At 61.5% G+C, this 17,493-nt stretch carries 18 protein-coding genes; 11 read left to right on the top strand and 7 right to left on the bottom strand.

The genetic code is table 11. The annotated features are described in order from the left end of the window. Positions 1–91 precede the first annotated feature (91 nt). The 6 genes from OF122_RS18035 to OF122_RS18010 all read left to right on the top strand — a co-directional run bounded on the left by OF122_RS18035 (position 92) and on the right by OF122_RS18010 (position 4,861). The gene (locus OF122_RS18035; protein ID WP_264225562.1) at positions 92–808 is read left to right on the top strand and encodes an HAD family hydrolase; all 717 of its coding nucleotides are present in this window, start codon (positions 92–94) and stop codon (positions 806–808) included. Positions 809–877: 69 nt separating this feature from the next. Beyond that, complete coding sequence (locus OF122_RS18030) at positions 878–2,458, top strand: FGGY-family carbohydrate kinase (RefSeq protein ID WP_264225561.1); 1,581 nt, start codon at positions 878–880, stop codon at positions 2,456–2,458. 114 nt (positions 2,459–2,572) lie between these two features. Beyond that, positions 2,573–3,037, top strand: coding sequence for a hypothetical protein (locus OF122_RS18025; protein ID WP_264225560.1), 465 nt, complete (start codon positions 2,573–2,575; stop codon positions 3,035–3,037). Next, complete coding sequence (locus tag OF122_RS18020) at positions 3,037–3,264, top strand: helix-turn-helix transcriptional regulator (protein ID WP_264225559.1); 228 nt, start codon at positions 3,037–3,039, stop codon at positions 3,262–3,264. The genes OF122_RS18025 and OF122_RS18020 overlap by 1 nt, the downstream gene beginning before the upstream one ends. After that, positions 3,261–4,241, top strand: a complete 981-nt coding sequence (locus OF122_RS18015; RefSeq protein ID WP_264225558.1) for an NAD(P)-dependent alcohol dehydrogenase — start codon at positions 3,261–3,263, stop codon at positions 4,239–4,241. Before OF122_RS18020 ends, OF122_RS18015 begins: the two co-directional genes overlap by 4 nt. 59 nt (positions 4,242–4,300) lie before the next feature. Continuing rightward, positions 4,301–4,861, top strand: a complete 561-nt coding sequence (locus tag OF122_RS18010) for a dienelactone hydrolase family protein (RefSeq protein WP_264225557.1) — start codon at positions 4,301–4,303, stop codon at positions 4,859–4,861. 83 nt (positions 4,862–4,944) lie between these two features. On the opposite strand, the gene OF122_RS18005 is transcribed toward OF122_RS18010, so the two are convergent. From OF122_RS18005 to OF122_RS17980, 6 genes are all read right to left on the bottom strand, one after another. Beyond that, entirely contained in the window at positions 4,945–5,961 is a 1,017-nt protein-coding gene (locus OF122_RS18005) for an ABC transporter ATP-binding protein (RefSeq protein WP_264225556.1), read from the bottom strand. A gap of 14 nt (positions 5,962–5,975) precedes the next feature. After that, positions 5,976–7,031 (bottom strand): Gfo/Idh/MocA family protein, encoded by a 1,056-nt coding sequence (locus OF122_RS18000; RefSeq protein ID WP_264225555.1) that lies wholly within the window; start codon positions 7,029–7,031, stop codon positions 5,976–5,978. Next, the gene (locus OF122_RS17995) at positions 7,028–7,867 is read right to left on the bottom strand and encodes a carbohydrate ABC transporter permease (protein WP_264225554.1); all 840 of its coding nucleotides are present in this window, start codon (positions 7,865–7,867) and stop codon (positions 7,028–7,030) included. The genes OF122_RS18000 and OF122_RS17995 overlap by 4 nt, the downstream gene beginning before the upstream one ends. After that, the gene (locus OF122_RS17990; RefSeq protein WP_264225553.1) at positions 7,867–8,802 is read right to left on the bottom strand and encodes a carbohydrate ABC transporter permease; all 936 of its coding nucleotides are present in this window, start codon (positions 8,800–8,802) and stop codon (positions 7,867–7,869) included. Before OF122_RS17990 ends, OF122_RS17995 begins: the two co-directional genes overlap by 1 nt. Positions 8,803–8,930: 128 nt before the next feature. Further along, positions 8,931–10,193, bottom strand: coding sequence for an ABC transporter substrate-binding protein (locus OF122_RS17985; RefSeq protein WP_264225552.1), 1,263 nt, complete (start codon positions 10,191–10,193; stop codon positions 8,931–8,933). Positions 10,194–10,262: 69 nt separating this feature from the next. Then, a complete protein-coding gene (locus tag OF122_RS17980; RefSeq protein ID WP_264225551.1) occupies positions 10,263–11,165 on the bottom strand; it encodes an N-acetylmuramic acid 6-phosphate etherase in 903 nt (300 codons plus the stop codon). A gap of 282 nt (positions 11,166–11,447) precedes the next feature. Here OF122_RS17980 and OF122_RS17975 point away from each other — a divergent pair, with 282 nt between their 5' ends. Genes OF122_RS17975 through nagA form a run of 3 tightly spaced genes read left to right on the top strand, consistent with a single transcriptional unit; the run spans position 11,448 to position 14,410 of the window. Then, entirely contained in the window at positions 11,448–12,203 is a 756-nt protein-coding gene (locus OF122_RS17975; RefSeq protein WP_264225550.1) for a GntR family transcriptional regulator, read from the top strand. A gap of 33 nt (positions 12,204–12,236) precedes the next feature. Next, complete coding sequence (locus OF122_RS17970; protein ID WP_264225549.1) at positions 12,237–13,262, top strand: SIS domain-containing protein; 1,026 nt, start codon at positions 12,237–12,239, stop codon at positions 13,260–13,262. Next, positions 13,259–14,410: an N-acetylglucosamine-6-phosphate deacetylase gene (gene nagA, locus OF122_RS17965; RefSeq protein WP_264225548.1), complete on the top strand. Its 1,152-nt coding sequence runs from the start codon at positions 13,259–13,261 to the stop codon at positions 14,408–14,410. Before OF122_RS17970 ends, nagA begins: the two co-directional genes overlap by 4 nt. Here nagA and OF122_RS17960 read toward each other — a convergent pair. Continuing rightward, positions 14,407–14,844, bottom strand: coding sequence for an RrF2 family transcriptional regulator (locus OF122_RS17960; RefSeq protein WP_264227701.1), 438 nt, complete (start codon positions 14,842–14,844; stop codon positions 14,407–14,409). The genes nagA and OF122_RS17960 overlap by 4 nt on opposite strands. A 128-nt stretch (positions 14,845–14,972) precedes the next feature. Between OF122_RS17960 and OF122_RS17955 the strand changes: the two genes are divergently transcribed. Together OF122_RS17955 and OF122_RS17950 are read left to right on the top strand one after the other, a co-directional pair. After that, entirely contained in the window at positions 14,973–15,320 is a 348-nt protein-coding gene (locus tag OF122_RS17955) for a VOC family protein (RefSeq protein ID WP_264225547.1), read from the top strand. Positions 15,321–15,889: 569 nt separating this feature from the next. Then, complete coding sequence (locus tag OF122_RS17950; RefSeq protein WP_264225546.1) at positions 15,890–17,467, top strand: ABC transporter substrate-binding protein; 1,578 nt, start codon at positions 15,890–15,892, stop codon at positions 17,465–17,467. The last annotated feature ends 26 nt before the right edge of the window (positions 17,468–17,493 follow it).

The following is a 17,493-nucleotide window of genomic DNA, read 5'->3' as shown; positions in this document are numbered from 1 at the left end:
AGTGGAAAAACGCCACCCCCCAAACTCCCCCTGTCACCCCGGGATTTATTCCCGGGGTCCATCATCGAGCCTCACAACCGGCAGTGCATCAATGATCTCCCCAGCCGCCCCCGAGCCGCAATCCAAAACGCCCCACCTCGTCATCTTCGATTGCGACGGCGTTCTCGTGGATTCAGAGCCCATCGCCATCGACGTGCTTGTCGAAACCGTTGCCGCGCTTGGCGTCCACATCGCCACCGACATCGCCTACCGCGATTTTCTCGGCCGCACGCTCAAGACGGTCTCGGCCTCTCTTGCCACCGACCATGGCGTCACCATGGATGCTGCGGCGCTCGACGATATGCGCCACCGGCTCTATGCCCGTTATGAAAGCGCGCTCAAGCCCATGCCCGGCATTTCAGGCGTCCTCGATACCCTCGATGTTCCCGCCTGCGTCGCCTCGTCCAGCGTTTACGAGCGCATCGAAATCAGCCTCAAACTGACCGGTCTTTACGACCGCTTTGCACCCAACATCTATTCGGCCACCATGGTCGCGCGCGGCAAGCCCGCGCCCGATCTCTTCCTTTTTGCCGCACAGCAGATGGGCATTGCCCCCGCCGATTGCGTGGTCATTGAAGACAGCCCCGCCGGCGTTACCGCAGCCAAGGCCGCGGGCATGGCCGTCATCGCCTTCACCGGCGGCAGCCATATCGGCCCCGCCGGCCTCAAGCCGCAACTGGCCGCATTGAACCCCGATGTCCTGATCGACGATTTGCACAATCTGCCCAATTGTTTAAGGTCGCTCCCGGCAAAAAGCTCGCAGGCCTAAAGTGAGATCAGAAAAGGCGCAGACTTTTTCGGTTCGATCTCGCGACCAACCAAGTTCCTAGAGGATCAAATGACCGCCCTTCTGGTTGCTGTCGATGTGGGGACGACCAGTGCGAGGGCCGGGATTGTAACCGCGCAGGGCGATATTCTGGGCCGCGCCGAAGCGCCTATCGATATTCGCCGCGAGGGCGCCATCCGCGCCGAGCATCGTTCGGAAAACATCTGGTCCGCTGTCTGCACCGCCGTTCGAGAGGCGCTCACCACGGCCAATGCCGATCCGCTTTCGGTCAAGGCCATCGCGTATGCCGCCACCTGCTCGCTGGTGGTTCGGGGCAGGGACGGGGGCCCTCTCCCCGTCGGCCCTGATGGCGAAGAGGGATGGGACACGATCGTCTGGCTCGATCACCGCGCCATGGCCGAAACCAGCGAGATCAACGCCACCGGCCACGCCGTCCTGCAGTTTTCCGGCGGCGCGCTCAGCCCGGAAATGGAAATCCCCAAACTGCTCTGGCTCAAGCGCAACCTGCCTGCCATCTGGCAAAAGACCGGCTACATGTTCGACCTCGCTGACTTCCTCGCCTGGAAGTCGAGCGGCACGCTCGAGCGCTCCCAATCGACCCTTACGAGCAAGTGGAGCTTCCTTGCCCACGAACTCGATGGCTGGTCGGCCGATTTCCTCGAAGTGGTCGGGCTCGAGGACCTGCTCATTCGCGCCAGCCTGCCACGCACCGCGTCCCCCATCGGCGCCCCGCTCGGAACCCTGACGGCAAAGGCCTCGCGCGAGCTCGGTCTGCCCCGTTCGGTCGTCGTGGGCACCGGAATGGTCGATGCCCACGCCGGTGCTTTGGGCGTGCTGGGCGAGTACACCGAGGATCCATTGGGCGTCGATCGGCATTTGGGGCTGGTCGCGGGCACCTCCAGCGCCGTCACCGCTCTGGCCGAAGACCCCCGCCCAACCCCCGGTTTGTGGGGCCCTTACCATGGGGCGGTCCTCCCCGGCTTCTGGCTCACCGAGGGCGGCCAGTCCGCCTCGGGCGCCGCGCTCGATTACATCATTCGCGTCCATGCCTCGGGTGCTGCGCCCACCCCCATCATGCACGCCGAAATCATCAACCGCATCAACCGCTTGCGCGAGACCGAACCCGATCTCGCCCCGCGTCTCCACATTCTCCCCGATTTCCACGGCAACCGCTCCCCCCTCGCCAATCCCGCAGCGCTCGGGGTCATTTCCGGCATGAGCCTGGATTCCTCGTTCGACGGGTTGTGCAAGCTCTATTGGCGCACCGCCGTCGCCATAGCGCTGGGTGTGCGCCATATCCTGGAAACCCTCAATGCCACCGGCTATGCCATTGATACGCTTCATGTAACCGGCGGCCACACCCGCAATCCGCTCCTGATGGAACTCTATGCCGATGCCACCGGCTGCACCATCCACGAGCTCCCCGATGCCGACGCCATGATCCTTGGCACCGCCATGGCCGCCGCCACCGCGGCGGGACTTTATCCCCGCCTCACCGACGCCGCCTACACTATGCGCCACGCCTCGGTCACCCGCACCCCCGACCTCTCCCGCAAGGCGCGCTACGACACCGATTATGCGGTGTTTTTGAAAATGCACGCCCACCGGCGGGAGATCGAATCCATGCTCTGATAACCTCACGACATCCGATCGTGCCAAAAATGTGCGCCATCATGTAAAATATAATTGACATTAGGTTAGAAATATACGATATAGCGCCAACAATATCTTCCATTGGGGCATATGATGAGCTTTCGGGAAAAGAACGCATGGATCGCCGTTTTGACCACGCTGGTCATCTGGACAGTCTATTTCTGGCAGGTGGGCGTCGCCGCTCTGTCCGGCACGCTCGATGGCGATGCAACCTTCTGGCTTTTCGTCTGGTGCCTTGGCATTTCCATAGCCATCATGCTGCCCATAAACATCGTCGCCGCCATCCTCGCCCGCCAGAACATGGATGCCCCGCCCGATGAGCGCGAGCGCGAAATCGATGCCAGGGCCAACCGGGCCGGCCTGATCCTGCTTGAAATCCTCATGGTCGGCATGGTCCTCTCGAGCGGCCTTATCGCCGATTTCGCCCGCCGGGTCTATGAAGCCGATCCGGCCGGAGCAACGGCGATCATCTTTATAAACCTTACCCTTTTTGCCCTGGCGTTCTCGGCGCTGGTCCGCGAGATCATCCAGATCGTCCATTTCAGGATGCTCGACTGATGGCCCGCCCCCCGATCACCAATCAGATCCGCCGCCTGCGCTTCGAGCACAACGAGATGACCCAGCAGGAACTTGCCGACCGCATCGGCATGACCCGCCAGACCGTGGCATCGATCGAACACAACAAGTATTCCCCCTCCCTCGAAGCGGCCTTCCGCATCGCCGAAACCTTCGGCGTGCCCATTGGCGAGGTGTTTTTCTGGAAGGCCGAGGAACCCCGAAAATGACAGTCCCCACCACCATGAAAGCCGCCATCGTCACCGCCTATGGCGGGCCCGAAGTGGTCGAGATTCAGTCCCGCCCGGTTCCCATCCCGCGCGACGATGAAATCCTCATCAAGACAATCGCCACCACGGTCAATTCCGGCGACGCCCGCATGCGCGCCCTCGATGCGCCGCAGGGCATGAAGACCCTCATGCGCCTCGCCATCGGCATCATCCGCCCGCGCCAGCCGATCTTCGGAACCGAAATCGCCGGCACCGTGGTCGCCGCCGGCCCCGGGGTTTCGCGCTTCGCCATCGGCGACGAGGTTATCGCCTTTCCCGGCGTCGGGCTCAGATGTCATGCCGAATATGTCGCCGTCTCCGAGCGCAAACCCATCGCCAAAAGGCCCGAAAATCTTTCATTCGAAGAGGCTGCGGGCCTATGCTTTGGCGGCACGACGGCCTTGCACTTCCTTCGCAAGGCAAACCTCAAGGCGGGCGAACATATCCTCGTCATCGGTGCCTCGGGCGCAGTTGGCTCGGCCATGGTGCAACTGGCGAAACATTTCAGCGCCAAAGTTACCGCTGTCGCCAGCGCCGCCAACGCCAATTTGGCCCTCAGCCTCGGCGCCGACGCCTTCATCGATTACGCGATCACCGATTACACATCGACCGCCTCGGCCTACGACGTGATCGCCGATACTGTCGGCGCCACCCGTTTCCAGCGCTGCCTGAAAGCGCTCAAACCTGGCGGCCGCTACCTGGGTATTGCCGGAGGCGTCGGCGATATGCTGGCCCGGCCCAAAGACGGCAAGCGCCCCATCGCGGGCATGGCCACGGAGCACCCCGAAGACGTCGCTTTCCTCGCCGATCTGGCAGCAAAAGGTCAATACCGGGTGGTCATCGATCAGACCTTCGATTTCGATGATATTGCCCAGGCTCACGCCCGCGTCGACAGCAAACACAAGCGCGGCAGCGTCGTGGTGCGGATGCCGCAATAGCGCATCTTGACAGAACAAAATAAGAACGACATGCTGGCCGAAATCCAGGGAGATGCAGCATGGCTCATATCGTTCTGTTTCACTCCATCCTCGGGCTGCGGCCCGTCGAGGGCGAAATCGCCGCCGTGTTCGAGGCCGATGGTCATACCGTCACGCTGCCCGATCTTTACAACGGCAAGTCAGCTGACGATTACGATGCCGGTTTCGCGATCAAGCGCGAGATAAGCGACGAGGAGATTTCCGCGCGCGCCACGGCAGCGCTCGAAAGCGTCCCTGACGATGCCGTGCTCTCGGGCGTGTCATTTGGCACCATGATGGCCAGCCGTTTCGCCGCCAAACGTCCGCAGACTGCGGGCCTGCTGTTCTTTGCCGGTGTCGCTCCCTGGTTTGCTCAGCCGCGCGCCGGCCTGCCCGTTTCGGCTCACGTGGCCAAGCCCGATCCGTTCGACGATGAGGATTATTTCCTCGATTGGCTGAAAACCGCAGGCGATGCCGATATCGCGTTGCACCGCTATGAAGGCGCGGGCCACTACTTCCTCGATCCCAGCTTGAACGATTACAACGAGGCCGCCGCCAAACTCTGCCTCGACCGCTCGCGCGCGTTTCTAAAGAGCCTTTAAGGCGCATCGGGCCACGACCAAAAAGCACCCCTCACTGTCATCCCGGGCGAAGACCCGGTAGTCCGCAGCGCGAGTGGCCGTCGTCAGACCAGCGCGTCCGCCCGCACCGCCTTGCCCTCGCCATCGAACAAATGCCGCTTGGCCCTCTCGAACGTTACGAACACCTTCGAGCCCGGCGCGAAATAACGCTCACCGAACAGCCGCGCCGTCAAAAGCCCCGCCTTCTCGTTTTTCAGATAAAGGTTGGTATCGGCCCCAAGCTGTTCGATATGCACCACCTCGCAGGCCAGATCGCCCGCACTCTCTGACACGCTCATATGCTCGGGCCGGATGCCGATGGTCTTGGCCGAAGTTTCCCCCAGCGCGCCCGCATCGATGAAATTCATCTGCGGCGAGCCGATAAAACCGGCAACAAACATATTGGCCGGCCGGTTATAGAGTTCCATGGGTGTGCCGATCTGCTCGATCCGCCCGGCATTCATTACAACGATCCTGTCGGCCAGCGTCATGGCCTCCACCTGATCGTGGGTGACATAGACCATGGTGGCCGAAAGCTCGCGATGCAGCCGCGCGATTTCGAGCCGCGTGTTGACCCGCAGCGCCGCATCGAGATTGGACAGCGGCTCGTCGAACAAGAACAGCTTGGGCTTGCGCACTACGGCCCGCCCGATGGCCACCCGCTGGCGCTGCCCGCCCGACAATTCGGCCGGCCGCCGCTCGAGCAGCGGATCGAGGCCCAGCATCTTGCTCGCCACGCCCACCCGATCCTCGATTTCCGATTTCGCCGCGCCTTCCTGCTTCATGGCGAGGCTCATGTTTCCCTTCACCGTCAGGTGCGGATAGAGCGCATAGGACTGAAACACCATGGCGATGCCGCGCTTGGCGGGCGGGGTGGCGTTGACCACATTGCCATCGATCTTGACGGTTCCTGCGCTCGCATCTTCCAGCCCGGCAATGATCCGCAACAGTGTCGATTTTCCGCAGCCCGACGGCCCGACGAAAATGACGAATTCGCCCTCTTCGACCGAAAGATCGATGCCGTGCAAAACGTCGGTGGACCCGAAGGTCTTCTTGATGCCGGAAAGTTCCAGAGCGGTCATTGTTGATCCTCGTTTCACAAATCCACCGGCTTGCCGGTTCTAATCGATTCATCGGCGGCCAGGCAGATGCGCAGCGACTGGATCGCATCGCTCATGTGCCGGCCCAGATCGACATCCTCGACAATCGCCCGATAGACATAATCCTGTTCCCGCGCGCACAAGGCGTCGTGCCCCGGCTCCCCCTCCATCGACAACATCTCGTCTTCATGGATGAATTCCCCATCGCCGCCCAGATCGGCCCGGTGGATGCGGATGCGGTCGGTCTTGGTGTGGGTCTCGTGATCGGACGATTTCGCGCCCTCGTCCATGACGATCGACACCGAGCCTTTCGGCGTTAAGATGTCTTTGACGAAAAACGCGGTCTCCGAAATCATCGGCCCCCACGCCGCCTCGTACCAGCCCACCGACCCGTCATCGAACATCACCTGCAGATGCCCGTAATTATACATCTCGGGCGCAATCTCGTCGGTTAGCCGAACCCCCATGCCGCGCACCTGAACGGGTTTGGCGTCGGTGATCTGGCACATCACATCCACATAATGCACCCCGCAATCAACGATCGGAGATGTCGTCTCCATCAAGGTCTTGTGCGTGCGCCAGAACCGCCCCGCCGATTGCTGGTTGAGGTTCATGCGAAACACGTACGGTCCGCCCAGCGCCCGCGCCTCGGCGATCAGACGCACCCAGGAAGGATGGTGGCGCAATATATAGCCAACCACCAGTTTCTTGCTCAGCCGGATTGCCGTCTCCACGACCCGTTCCGCATCGGCCACACTGGTTGCCAGCGGCTTTTCGATGAACACATGCGCGCCCGCCTCCATCGCCGCCACCGCATAGTCCGCATGGCTGTCCGAATAGGTGTTGATCGAGGCAAGGTCCGGCTTTGTCGCCTCAAGCGCGTCGTAAAAATCGCTCCAGTGCTTATACTCCCCGAGCCCTTCGGGCACAGAATCCTTGCTGCGCGTCACGACCCCGACGATCTCGTATCCGGGATGGTTGTGGTAGGCCATGGCATGCGCCCGGCCCATATTGCCCAGCCCGGCAACGAGCACTTTAATAGGTTGGCTCATTTGACGGCTCCCGAAGTGATGCCGCGGATCAATTGCCGCGAGAAGATGAGATAGAGAACCAGAACCGGAATGATGGCGAGGGTCAGCGCCGCCAGCACCGCGTTCCAGTTGGTCACGAACTGCCCGATGAACACCTGCGCCCCCAGCGTCACGGTCTTGGTCGCCTCGGCCGGCGCCAGGATCAGTGGAAACCACAGATCGTTCCAGATCGGGATCATGGTAAACACCGCCACCGTCGCCATCGCCGGCCGCACCAGCGGCAGAACCAGCGTGAAGAAAATCCGGTACTCCGATAGCCCGTCCACACGCCCGGCGTTTTTCAGATCCGCCGATACGGTCCGCATGAATTCGGAAAGAATGAAGATGGCCAGCGGCAGGCCCTGCGCCGTGTAAACAAGGATCAGCGCTGTATGGGTATTGACCAGCCCCGTCGCCACCATGATCTGCAGGATCGCCACAGTGCCCAGCCGGATGGGGATCATGATTCCCAGCGCCAGATAGAGCGCCATGAGCGGATTGCCCTTGAACCTGTATTCCGACAGCGCAAACGCCGCCATGGCGCCAAACAGCAATACGCAGAACAGCGACGCCACCGTCACGATCAGCGAGTTCTGAAAATAGAGCAGGAAATTGCCTTGGCTCGTTACCGTCTCGAACCCGATCAGCGAGAAACTCTCAGGGGTCGGCACCGCCAGCGGATCGGAAAAGATCGCCCGGCGTTCCTTGAAGGCGTTGATAACGATCACGAACACCGGAAACAGAGCGATCAGCGTATAGGCGATCAGCACCGCATGGGCGGCAAGGGCGCGGGGCAGGGAGGAGCGTGCCGTATTCATCAGAACTGATACCTCCGAAGCCGCGTCTGGATACCGAACAGATAGATCGAAACCCCAACGAGAATGATCAGGAACATCATGGTCGCAATCGTTGAGCCCATGTTCGGATCGCCCAGTTGGAGCTGGAAGCCGAAGAAGGTGCGATAGAGAAGGGTGCCCAAAATGTCGGTCGAAAAATTCGGACCTGCCTGCGCGCCCTGGCTCACATAAATCAGGTCGAATGCGTTGAAATTGCCCACAAAGGTCAAAATCGAAATGATCCCGATAGTCGGCAGGATCAGCGGCAGCTGGATCTTGAAGAACTGCTTGGCCCCCGTTACCCCGTCGATTTCCGCCGCCTCGATCACCTCATCAGGGATCGAGAGCAACGCCGCGTAAATCAGCATCATGGGAATGCCCACGAACTGCCAGACAGAAACCAGCGCCAGCGTGGTCAGCGCCGCGCCCTCCTGTCCCAGCCATGGCGCAAAAAGGCTCCGCAGCCCGATGGCGTCGAGCATGTTGGGTGCAATCCCCCACAGCGGCGACAGGATCAGCTTCCAGACGAACCCCACGATCACGAAAGAGAGGATGGTGGGGATAAAGATCGCCGTGCGGTAAAAGCCCCGCAGCCGCAGATTGGGGTTGGACAGGATCGCCGCAAGCAACACCCCTATGGGGTTCTGCACGATCATGTGGATCACAAAGAACCAGAAATTGTTCGATAGCGCATTCCAGAAGCTCGCCGCCCAGCGCGGATCGAAAAACAGCGTTCCGAAATTGCCAAGGCCCACAAAGGCGCGCTCTCCGTCCACTGTATTGAACAGCGACTGAAACAGCGTCGAAAACAGCGGGACAATCATGATGGCGGTATAAACAAGCACCGCCGGCGTCAGAAACACGGCGATATGCCAGCGCCGCGCGGGTTTGGACACTTTGTCCTGATCCACCGCCATGATGATTTTCCCCTCGGCTTGTAAAAGCCGGGCGGCAGGGCCGCCCGAAACAGGTCGTGAACGTCTGGCGCCCCCTTGCCCCGTCCTCTCCCAGGGGGAAAGGCAGGCCGGGAGGGGGCGCCCGGTGCTTACATGCCCGGCGTGTACCAGCTGTCGAGACCTTCCTGCAGACGCGCGGCAGCGTCCTCGGGGGTCTCGGTGCCGTTGATCACATTGGCCGAAGCGTTCCAGGTTTCGTTTTCAAGGTTCGGCGTGCCGCGTGACAGGATCGCGTAGGTCGAGCGGATCGTCGATTCACAATCATTGCGCCAGGAGACGAACTCGTTGGCCAACGCATTGTCGATTTCCACCGGCTCGCTCGAAAGTCCGAAAAAGCCCGGAAGTGCATTGGCATAAAGCGAGGCAAATTCGCTCGAGGCTACCCAGTTGAGGAACGTGCGGGCCTCTTCAGGGTGCTCGGTTGCCGCGTTCATGCCGATGCCGATGTCGTTGTGATCGGAAATATAGCATGTACCCCCTTCGGCAACGACCGGAGGCGGAAAGGCGCCCAGGGCAAAATCGGCCTGTTCTTCAAACAGCGCGATTTCCCATGAGCCGGCCGGGAATATGGCGGCGCGGCCCAGCGTGAACAGGTTCTGGCTGTCGGGATAGGTCTGGGCCTCGAACCCCTCGCCGAGATAGTCAGCCCAGCGGGCAAGCTCGCGATAGGGTTCGACCCAGCCCTCGTCGGTCAGTTTCTGTTCGCCTGCGATCAGCGCCAGCCGACCCTCTTCACCCTTCCAATAGGTCGGGCCGATATTCTGGTAGCCCATCGTCGCAGCTTCCCACTGGTCCACAGTGCCCATGGCCATGGGGATATAGCTACCGTCCGCCTTGATGGCGTCGAGCACGGCGTAGAATTCCTCGACCGTGGTGGGTTCTTCCAGTCCCAGTTCGGCAAAGGCGTCGGCATTATAGATAAAGCCGTGGATCACCGAAGCCATCGGCACACAGAACGGGGTCGAGCCATCGTCCGTGTTCCATGCCGATTTGGCGACGTCCGAGAAATTGGAGATGCCTTCGAGATCGTCGAGCGGAGCGAGATAGCCCGCCTCGAACAGGGCCAGCGATGCATCGAACGGACGGCAGGTGATCAGATCGCCAGCCGAGCCCGCATCGAGCTTGGCGTTGAGCGCCGCGTTGTATTCGGTCGGCGCGGTGGGCGCGAAATTGACCTTGATGCCCGGATGGCCGGCCTCGAAGGCCGGGATCAGGGTCTGCTGCCAGATGGTCAGATCGTCATTGCGCCAGCTTTCGATGGTCAGCGTCACGTCCTGGGCCAGCAACGGTGTTGCCGTCAGGGCCACAACGAAACCTGCACTTGTGCAAAGCAGTCTCGATTTCGAGATCATGATGGTTCCTCTTCTTTGTTGACCCCGTCCGGAAAAGCTCCGGACGGGCGTTCCCTCGTCGGACAAGGCTCATGTGCGGCCCAAAAGGCCCAGCGCCTTGCGTACGACACCGCCCGATTGCGCGAGTAACTCCCGCGCCTCGGACAGATCTTTTGCACCCGCGGCCAGAAGGATCGCGGGCTTTACCTCGTTATTTGCCGTTTCCATGGCCCGCGCCGCAATCTCAGGTCCAACCCCGGCGATGTGCGCCACTATGCCGGTCGCTCTGAGGACCAGCTTGTCGTTATCGGCTGTGACATTGACCATGAAATTATCATGCACATGCCCCATCCGGACCCCGATCAGGGTGGAAAGCATGTTGAGCGCCGCCTTTTGTGCGGTGCCCGCCGCCATCCGCGTCGAGCCGGAAATCACTTCCGCGCCCGTGGCCAGAAGGATTGCCACGTCGGCTTCAAGTAGCAGCGGCGCGCCGCCATTTCCGGCAATACCGACCGTCCTCGCACCCGCGCTCCTGGCCGCTCGCAAGGCGGCAACGGTATATCGCGTCGTCCCGCTCGCCGAAATGCAGATGGCGCAATCGTTGGGCCCGATACCGAGCGCGCCAAGATCGGCCTCCCCCAGCCCGGCATCGTCTTCCGGCCCGCCAAGAAGTTCCTGGGTCATCGCCAGTCCGCCAGCCATCACGATTTCGATGCGATCGCGGGCAATGCCGTAAGTCTGGGGAATTTCCAGCGCATCGCCAAGCGCGATCAGCCCCGGACTGCCGGCGCCGACATAGATCAGTCGCCCGCCCGCCTGCAGCGCTTGAACGCCCATGGCTGCGGCTTTGGCAATGTCTGGAATGGCGGCGGTCACAGCGTCGAGGCCGCGCTTCTGGCCGTCGAGCAGGGCGGAAAGAATGGCGGCGTCGTCCCAGCCGTCGAGGCCGGTAAAACGCGGATCGGAATGTTCGGTGGCAACGGGCGCGCTCACGGCTTCCGCCTGTGCGCAATCGTTCCGATCAGCATGTCGCCCCTTCGTGGCATGCACAATCCTCCTGTTCCCTCGATAATGCCAAAAAAATACCACTTGTCCAGTGGGGGTGTTACGAAATTGTCGTGAGCAACGGATATGTGCCTCCGGAATTGTCCAGAAATTTGGGAGTTTCTGACTTTTTACGAAATTTCCGGTCTTCCAGCTTGGCCAATGGTCTATTATTGGTATTATAGCCGCGAAGAGGGGTGCCCGGCGTTGGGCCGGACGAGGAGCGGTCCGATGAGTGCCACCATCGAGGACATTTTCAGGCAGACCGCCGGCGGGGGTGGCGGGCCGCTATACATGCGCTTGCGGCGGTCGATCGAGGAGGCGGTCAGGACCGGCCTCATCAACCCCGGCGATGCGCTGCCCTCGGAGCGTGACATCGCCGCCACCGCTGAAATCTCCAGGGTCACCGTGCGCAAGGCGGTCCAGCATCTGGTGGCCGACGGCATTCTGATCCAGCGCCACGGGTCGGGCACCTTCGTTGCCCCCACAGTCCAGCGGGTCGAACAATCGCTCTCCAGCCTCACCTCGTTCACAGAGGATATGGCGCGCCGCGGCATGACACTGAGTTCGCAATGGCTTGATCGCGGCCTTTACGACCCCTCCAACGAGGAAACCGTCATTTTGGGCCTTGGCGCCGGCGAAAAAGTCGCCCGCATCGCCCGGCTTCGGATTGCCAACGGCAATCCCCTGGCCATCGAGCGCGCCTCGCTCGCCGCCTCGGTGCTTCCCGACCCCGATGCCATCGAAAATTCGCTTTACGCCAAGCTCGACGAGACGGGCAATCGTCCGGTGCGCGCCATCCAGCGCATAGCCGCGGTCAACCTGGGCAGGCATGACGCCGAACTGCTCGATGTCGCCCCCGGCGCTGCCAGCCTGCGTATCGAGCGCACCTCATATCTGCCCTCCGGGCGGATCGTTGAATTCACCCGCTCCATCTATCGCGGCGACGCCTATGATTTCGTCGCCGAATTGCGCCTGCAAGCCTGAGCGCGACAAAGCAAGAAGTTAGGAACACCCGGCATGACCCAGACACACATGAAGCGCGAAATCGCCGAAATCCCTGCCGCCGTGGCCCGTCTGCTCGGCGAGGGGCGTCCGGCGCTCGACGCCGCGGCAAAGGCCCTTGCCGATGCCGATCCGCGCCTCATCATCACCATCGCCCGTGGCTCGTCCGATCACGCGGCGAATTTTTTCAAATATGCCTGCGAGCTGTCCACCGGTGTTCCCGTCGCCTCCGTTGGCCCCTCCATCGCCTCGATCTACGGCGTCGATCTCAAGCTCGACCGCGCCGCCGCCATCGGCATCTCCCAGTCGGGCAAAAGCCCCGATATCGTCTCCATGCTGCAAAGCGCCTCCCGCTCGGGCGCGACAGCCATCGCCATCACCAACACCCCGGCCTCGCCGCTCGCCGAAGCCGCCCATCATGTCATCGACATCTGCGCCGGCGAGGAACAATCGGTCGCCGCCACAAAGACCTTCGTCACCTCGGCGGTGGCCGGGCTGGCTCTCGTTGCCGGCTGGACAGGTGACAAGACCCTTCTCGATGCGCTCGATTCTCTCCCCCAAGCGCTGGAGAATGCCCTTGCCTGCGACTGGTCGCCTCTGGTCGAAGCGACGGCAAACGCCAGTTCGCTCTATGTGCTCGGCCGCGGTCCCGGCGCGGCAATCGCCCATGAGGCGGCGCTCAAGTTCAAGGAAACCTCGGGCCTGCATGCCGAGGCCTATTCCACAGCCGAAGTGCTGCACGGCCCCGCCGCCATCGTCCAGAAGGGTTTTCCGGTTCTCGCCCTCAGTGCCGACGACAAGGCCCGTTCCTCGATTCTGGAAACCTGCGCCCGGCTGGCCGGGCAGGGCGGCTCGGTCTTTGTCACTGATCCTCGGCCCGGTTCGGGCATCGCGCTGCCTGTCGCGCGCACCGGTCATCCACTGACCGATCCCATCGCCCTGGTCATCTCGTTTTACGGCTTTATCGAAGCGCTGGCCCGCCATCGCGGGTTCAACCCCGACGAACCCCCGCATCTGCGCAAGGTAACATCGACCCTATGACCATGTTTTCGCTCTCGGCTCCCAGGATCTTTGACGGCCGCACCTGGCACGAGGGACGGGTCGTGCTGGTCCAAGACGGCCGCGTCAAAGCCCTCGTCCACCCTTCGGACGTTCCTGCCGGCACCACCGAAATCGATCTTGGCCATGGCATGCTGGTGCCCGGCTTTGTCGATCTTCAGGTCAATGGCGCGGGCGGCGTGCTGTTTAACGAAGATCGCAGCGTCGAGGGCCTGCGCCGGCTTTGTGCTGCGAACTTCCAGTTCGGGACCACCGCGCTCCTGCCTACCCTCGTCACCGACACACGCCAGGTCACCCGCTCCGCGCTCGATGCGGGCATCGCCGCGCATGCACAAAAAGTTCCGGGATTTGTCGGCCTGCACATCGAAGGCCCGCATTTGTCGGTCGCTCGCAAGGGCGCCCACAATCCCGCCTTCATCCGCCCCATGGACGAAGCAGACCTGCAGGCACTTGCCGCGGCCCGCCACGCCATGCCGGCGCTGCTGACCACCATCGCCGTAGAGTCCGTCGGTCCCGATCAGATCGCACGGCTGGTCCAGGCTGGGGGCACCGTTTCCGTGGGCCATTCAGATACCGGCATCGCCGGCGCGGTGCTGGCCTTTGAGGCGGGGGCATCCATGGTCACCCATCTGTTCAACGCCATGAGCCAACTCGGCAATCGCGAGCCCGGCCTTGTCGGAGCGGCGCTCGCCAATGGCGTCTGGGCCGGCCTGATCGCCGATGGCATCCATGTCGACCCGGCAACCATCGCGATTGCCCTGCGCGCCAAGACCGGTCCGGGTAAGATCTTTCTCGTCACCGACGCCATGTCCCCCATGGGGACCGACATGACCGGCTTCACGCTCAACGGCCGCGAGATCATCCGCGCCGACGGCGCTCTGCGGCTGGCCGATGGCACGCTGGCTGGTGCCGACCTCACCATGATCGATGCCATTTCCTATATGCACAAGACCATCGGCGTCGATCTCGACGAGGTCCTGCGCATGGCCTCGCTTTACCCCGCCCAGGCGATCGGCCTCGCCGAAACATTTGGACATTTGGGCTCGGGCGCCACAGCGTCGATGGTGCACCTGTCCGATGGGCTCGATGTCGAAGGCGTCTGGGTCGAAGGCGAACGGGTTATCGGCTAGCTGGCTTTTTCCAGAAGATCGACTTCCCCGATGGCGTCCGCCAGCGTCGTGCGGTCGAGCACTGCGCGCGTCGCGTCTGTCACCTTGGAAAACACGTGCCGGATTTCGCAATCGTCCTCGCTGCGGCAGTCGATGCACCGCCGATAGGCGATTTTGGACAGGCACGGCAGGGGGGCGATCGGGCCGTCGATGATGCGCAGCACTTCCCCGAAGCTGATCTCCGCCGGCGCCTTTAAGAGCAGATAGCCGCCCGACTTGCCGCGTTTCGACATCACAACGCCGTTACGCTTGAGTTCGAGCAGGATCTGTTCGAGGAATTTTTTCGGAATGTCCTGCCCGGTGGCGATTTCCGAGATCATCAGGCTTTCGCCCTCGCCGGCGCGCGTCAGCGCCACAAGGGCGCGCAGGGCATAGCGGGCTTTTTGCGATATCATCGACACGAGAGGCAGGCGCTCCTCATAAAAGGCGATTATGTCATAATTGGCCTTGCCCTCGGGTGCAACCTCTTGACCTTTCTCCCCAGGACGTATCCCAATATCGACCGATGGCGGGGAGGCTGGACATGGCGCAGGCAACAGGCATAGGCGGCGTATTCTTTCGCTCTGGTGATACCGAGGCGCTGGCGAAATGGTATGAAACCCATCTCGGCGTTCCCGGCTTCTGGGAGCAGGAGGCCGGAATGACCGTCTTTGCTCCCTTCAAGCGCGAAACCGATTATTTCCCGTCCGACAAGCAGTGGATGATCAATTTCCGCGTCGATGACCTTTCGGCCCTGATGGCTGATCTGAAAGAGGCCGGCATCGCGGTCGAAACCCGCGCCGAGTGGGACACCCCCGAAACCGGCCGTTTCGCCCGCATCCACGACCCCGAAGGCAACCCAATCGAATTGTGGGAGCCTCCCGCAGGCTGACACAGCGCTGCGGCCCACCGGGTATTTCGTTCGGATTTCCACTCTTGGGCGGCACTCACCCAGTTGCCGTGATTCAGGCGTATTCGGCGCCACTTCCATGGGTGAGAAGGCTGTCCAGCAATCGCGCACAAAAATTTTTTTGCCAATATTTTCAGCAGGTAGTACCGGCAAGTACGCCGGAGTTGCCCGGAATTCGGCAGTTTTTTGACCGGATAGTCAAAAAAGGACAGTATATCTGACGTAAACGTCGCCCACATACCCATTGCGCGATCAAACAAAAGACGCTTTGTTGCGGCTTCGGCGTGCACCGCCTGGGTCTCAAACGCCCACGCGGTGCTGGCCCCAAGTCGCAGGGAGGGATCGTCATGCAAAAAAAGACAATCCCTGCACATCGATCAACAGAAAGAGCTTAATCGTCTGACCGTGCCGTTTCGACATATTCGACCCCCAAGTCAGTATCTCGTTCCGGCCCAACAGGCGGGGGCGTTTTCTGGATGATGGCTTCCGCCATCGGCGCCTGGCAAAGGGCGCCGATGGCGGGTAATTTTTGTCAAGGGGATAAACTCGATATGCGAAACACGCTCACCGGCATCGCGGCGGCTCTTTTTGCCACCACCATGCTTGTTGGCGCGGCCAGCGCTGAAACGCTGCGCTGGGCCCGTCAGTCCGATGCACTCACGCTTGATCCGCACTCGCAGAACCAGGGCGTGACTCACACCTTCAATCACCACATCTACGAGACGCTTCTCGATCGCGATGTTGAAGGCAATCTTCAGGCGCGCCTTGCGACCGACTGGTACGTCAAGGAAGGCGACGAGACCGTTTGGGTCTTCGAGTTGCGTGAGGGCGTGACCTTCCACGGCGGCGAAGAGTTCACCGCCGAAGACGTGGTTTTCTCCATCGAGCGGGCCAAGTCCGAAAATTCCAACATGCGTCAGCTCCATGCCGACGTCGAAAGCGTGTCCGCGGTTGACGACTACACGGTCGAATTCCAGATGGCCGGGCCTTCCCCGCTCTATCCCAACAACATCACCAACACCTTCATCATGGACAAGGGCTGGTCGGAAGCAAACGACCTTCAGGAAGTCCAGGATTTTGCCGCTGGCGAGGAAAACTTCGCGGTCCGCAACACCAACGGCACGGGCCCCTACGTCCTCGCCGAACGTGATCCCGACGTCCGCTCGGTTCTGACCGTCAATGAAAACTGGTGGGGCGACGCTCCGGCGGTCACTGAAATCATCTACACCCCGATCTCCGACAACGCGACCCGCGTCGCCGCCCTGCTCTCGGGCGAGGTCGATCTGGTTCAGGACGTTCCCGTACAGGATATCGAGCGTCTTGCCGGCACCGATGGTATCAAGGTCGAGACCGGCCCTGAAAACCGCACCATCTATTTCGGTTACGCAATGGATGACGAGCCGCTCATCAGCTCCAACATCACCGACGAAAACCCCTTCGCCAACCCCTTGGTGCGCGAAGCCATGTCGCTGGTCATCGACCGCGAGGCCATTCGTCAGGTGGTGATGCGCGGTCAGTCGCTGCCCACTTGCGTCAACATGCCTCCGTTCGTGAACGGCTGGACCGAAGAGCTTGATGCCTGCCCGGAGGTTGATGTCGAGCGTGCCAACGAGCTGATGGCCGAAGCCGGCTATCCCGATGGCTTCTCGGTCACTCTCGATACTCCCAACGACCGTTACGTCAACGACGAAGCCATTTCGCAGGCCTTTGTGGGCATGCTCGGCCAGATCGGCATTGACGTGACGCTGGCGTCGCGCCCGATTGCCCAGCATTCGCCGTTGATCCTCAACAGCGAGACGGACTTCTATCTCCTGGGCTGGGGCGTTCCCACCTTCGATTCCGCCTATAACTTCAACGACCTGGTTCACACCAAGGGCGAGGACTACGGCACGTACAATATCGGCCTTTATTCCAACCCAGAAGTCGACGAAATGATTGAATCGCTGGGCACCATGACCGATCTCGAAGCCCGCAACGCCGTCATCGCCGACATCTGGGCTCAGGTTCAGGAAGATCGTGTCTTCATCCCGGTCCACAATCAGGTCCTGGCCTATGCAATGCGCGACGACATGACCCTTGCCGTGCATCCGGAAAACCAGCCCTCCATGACGGGCGTGGTCTTCGAATAAGCCGGTCGTTCAGACAGCGCGCCGCG

Source organism: Pelagibacterium flavum (genome assembly GCF_025854335.1).
GTDB classification, from domain to species: Bacteria; Pseudomonadota; Alphaproteobacteria; order Rhizobiales; family Devosiaceae; genus Pelagibacterium; species Pelagibacterium flavum.
This window is presented reverse-complemented; position numbering and strand designations above follow the sequence as displayed.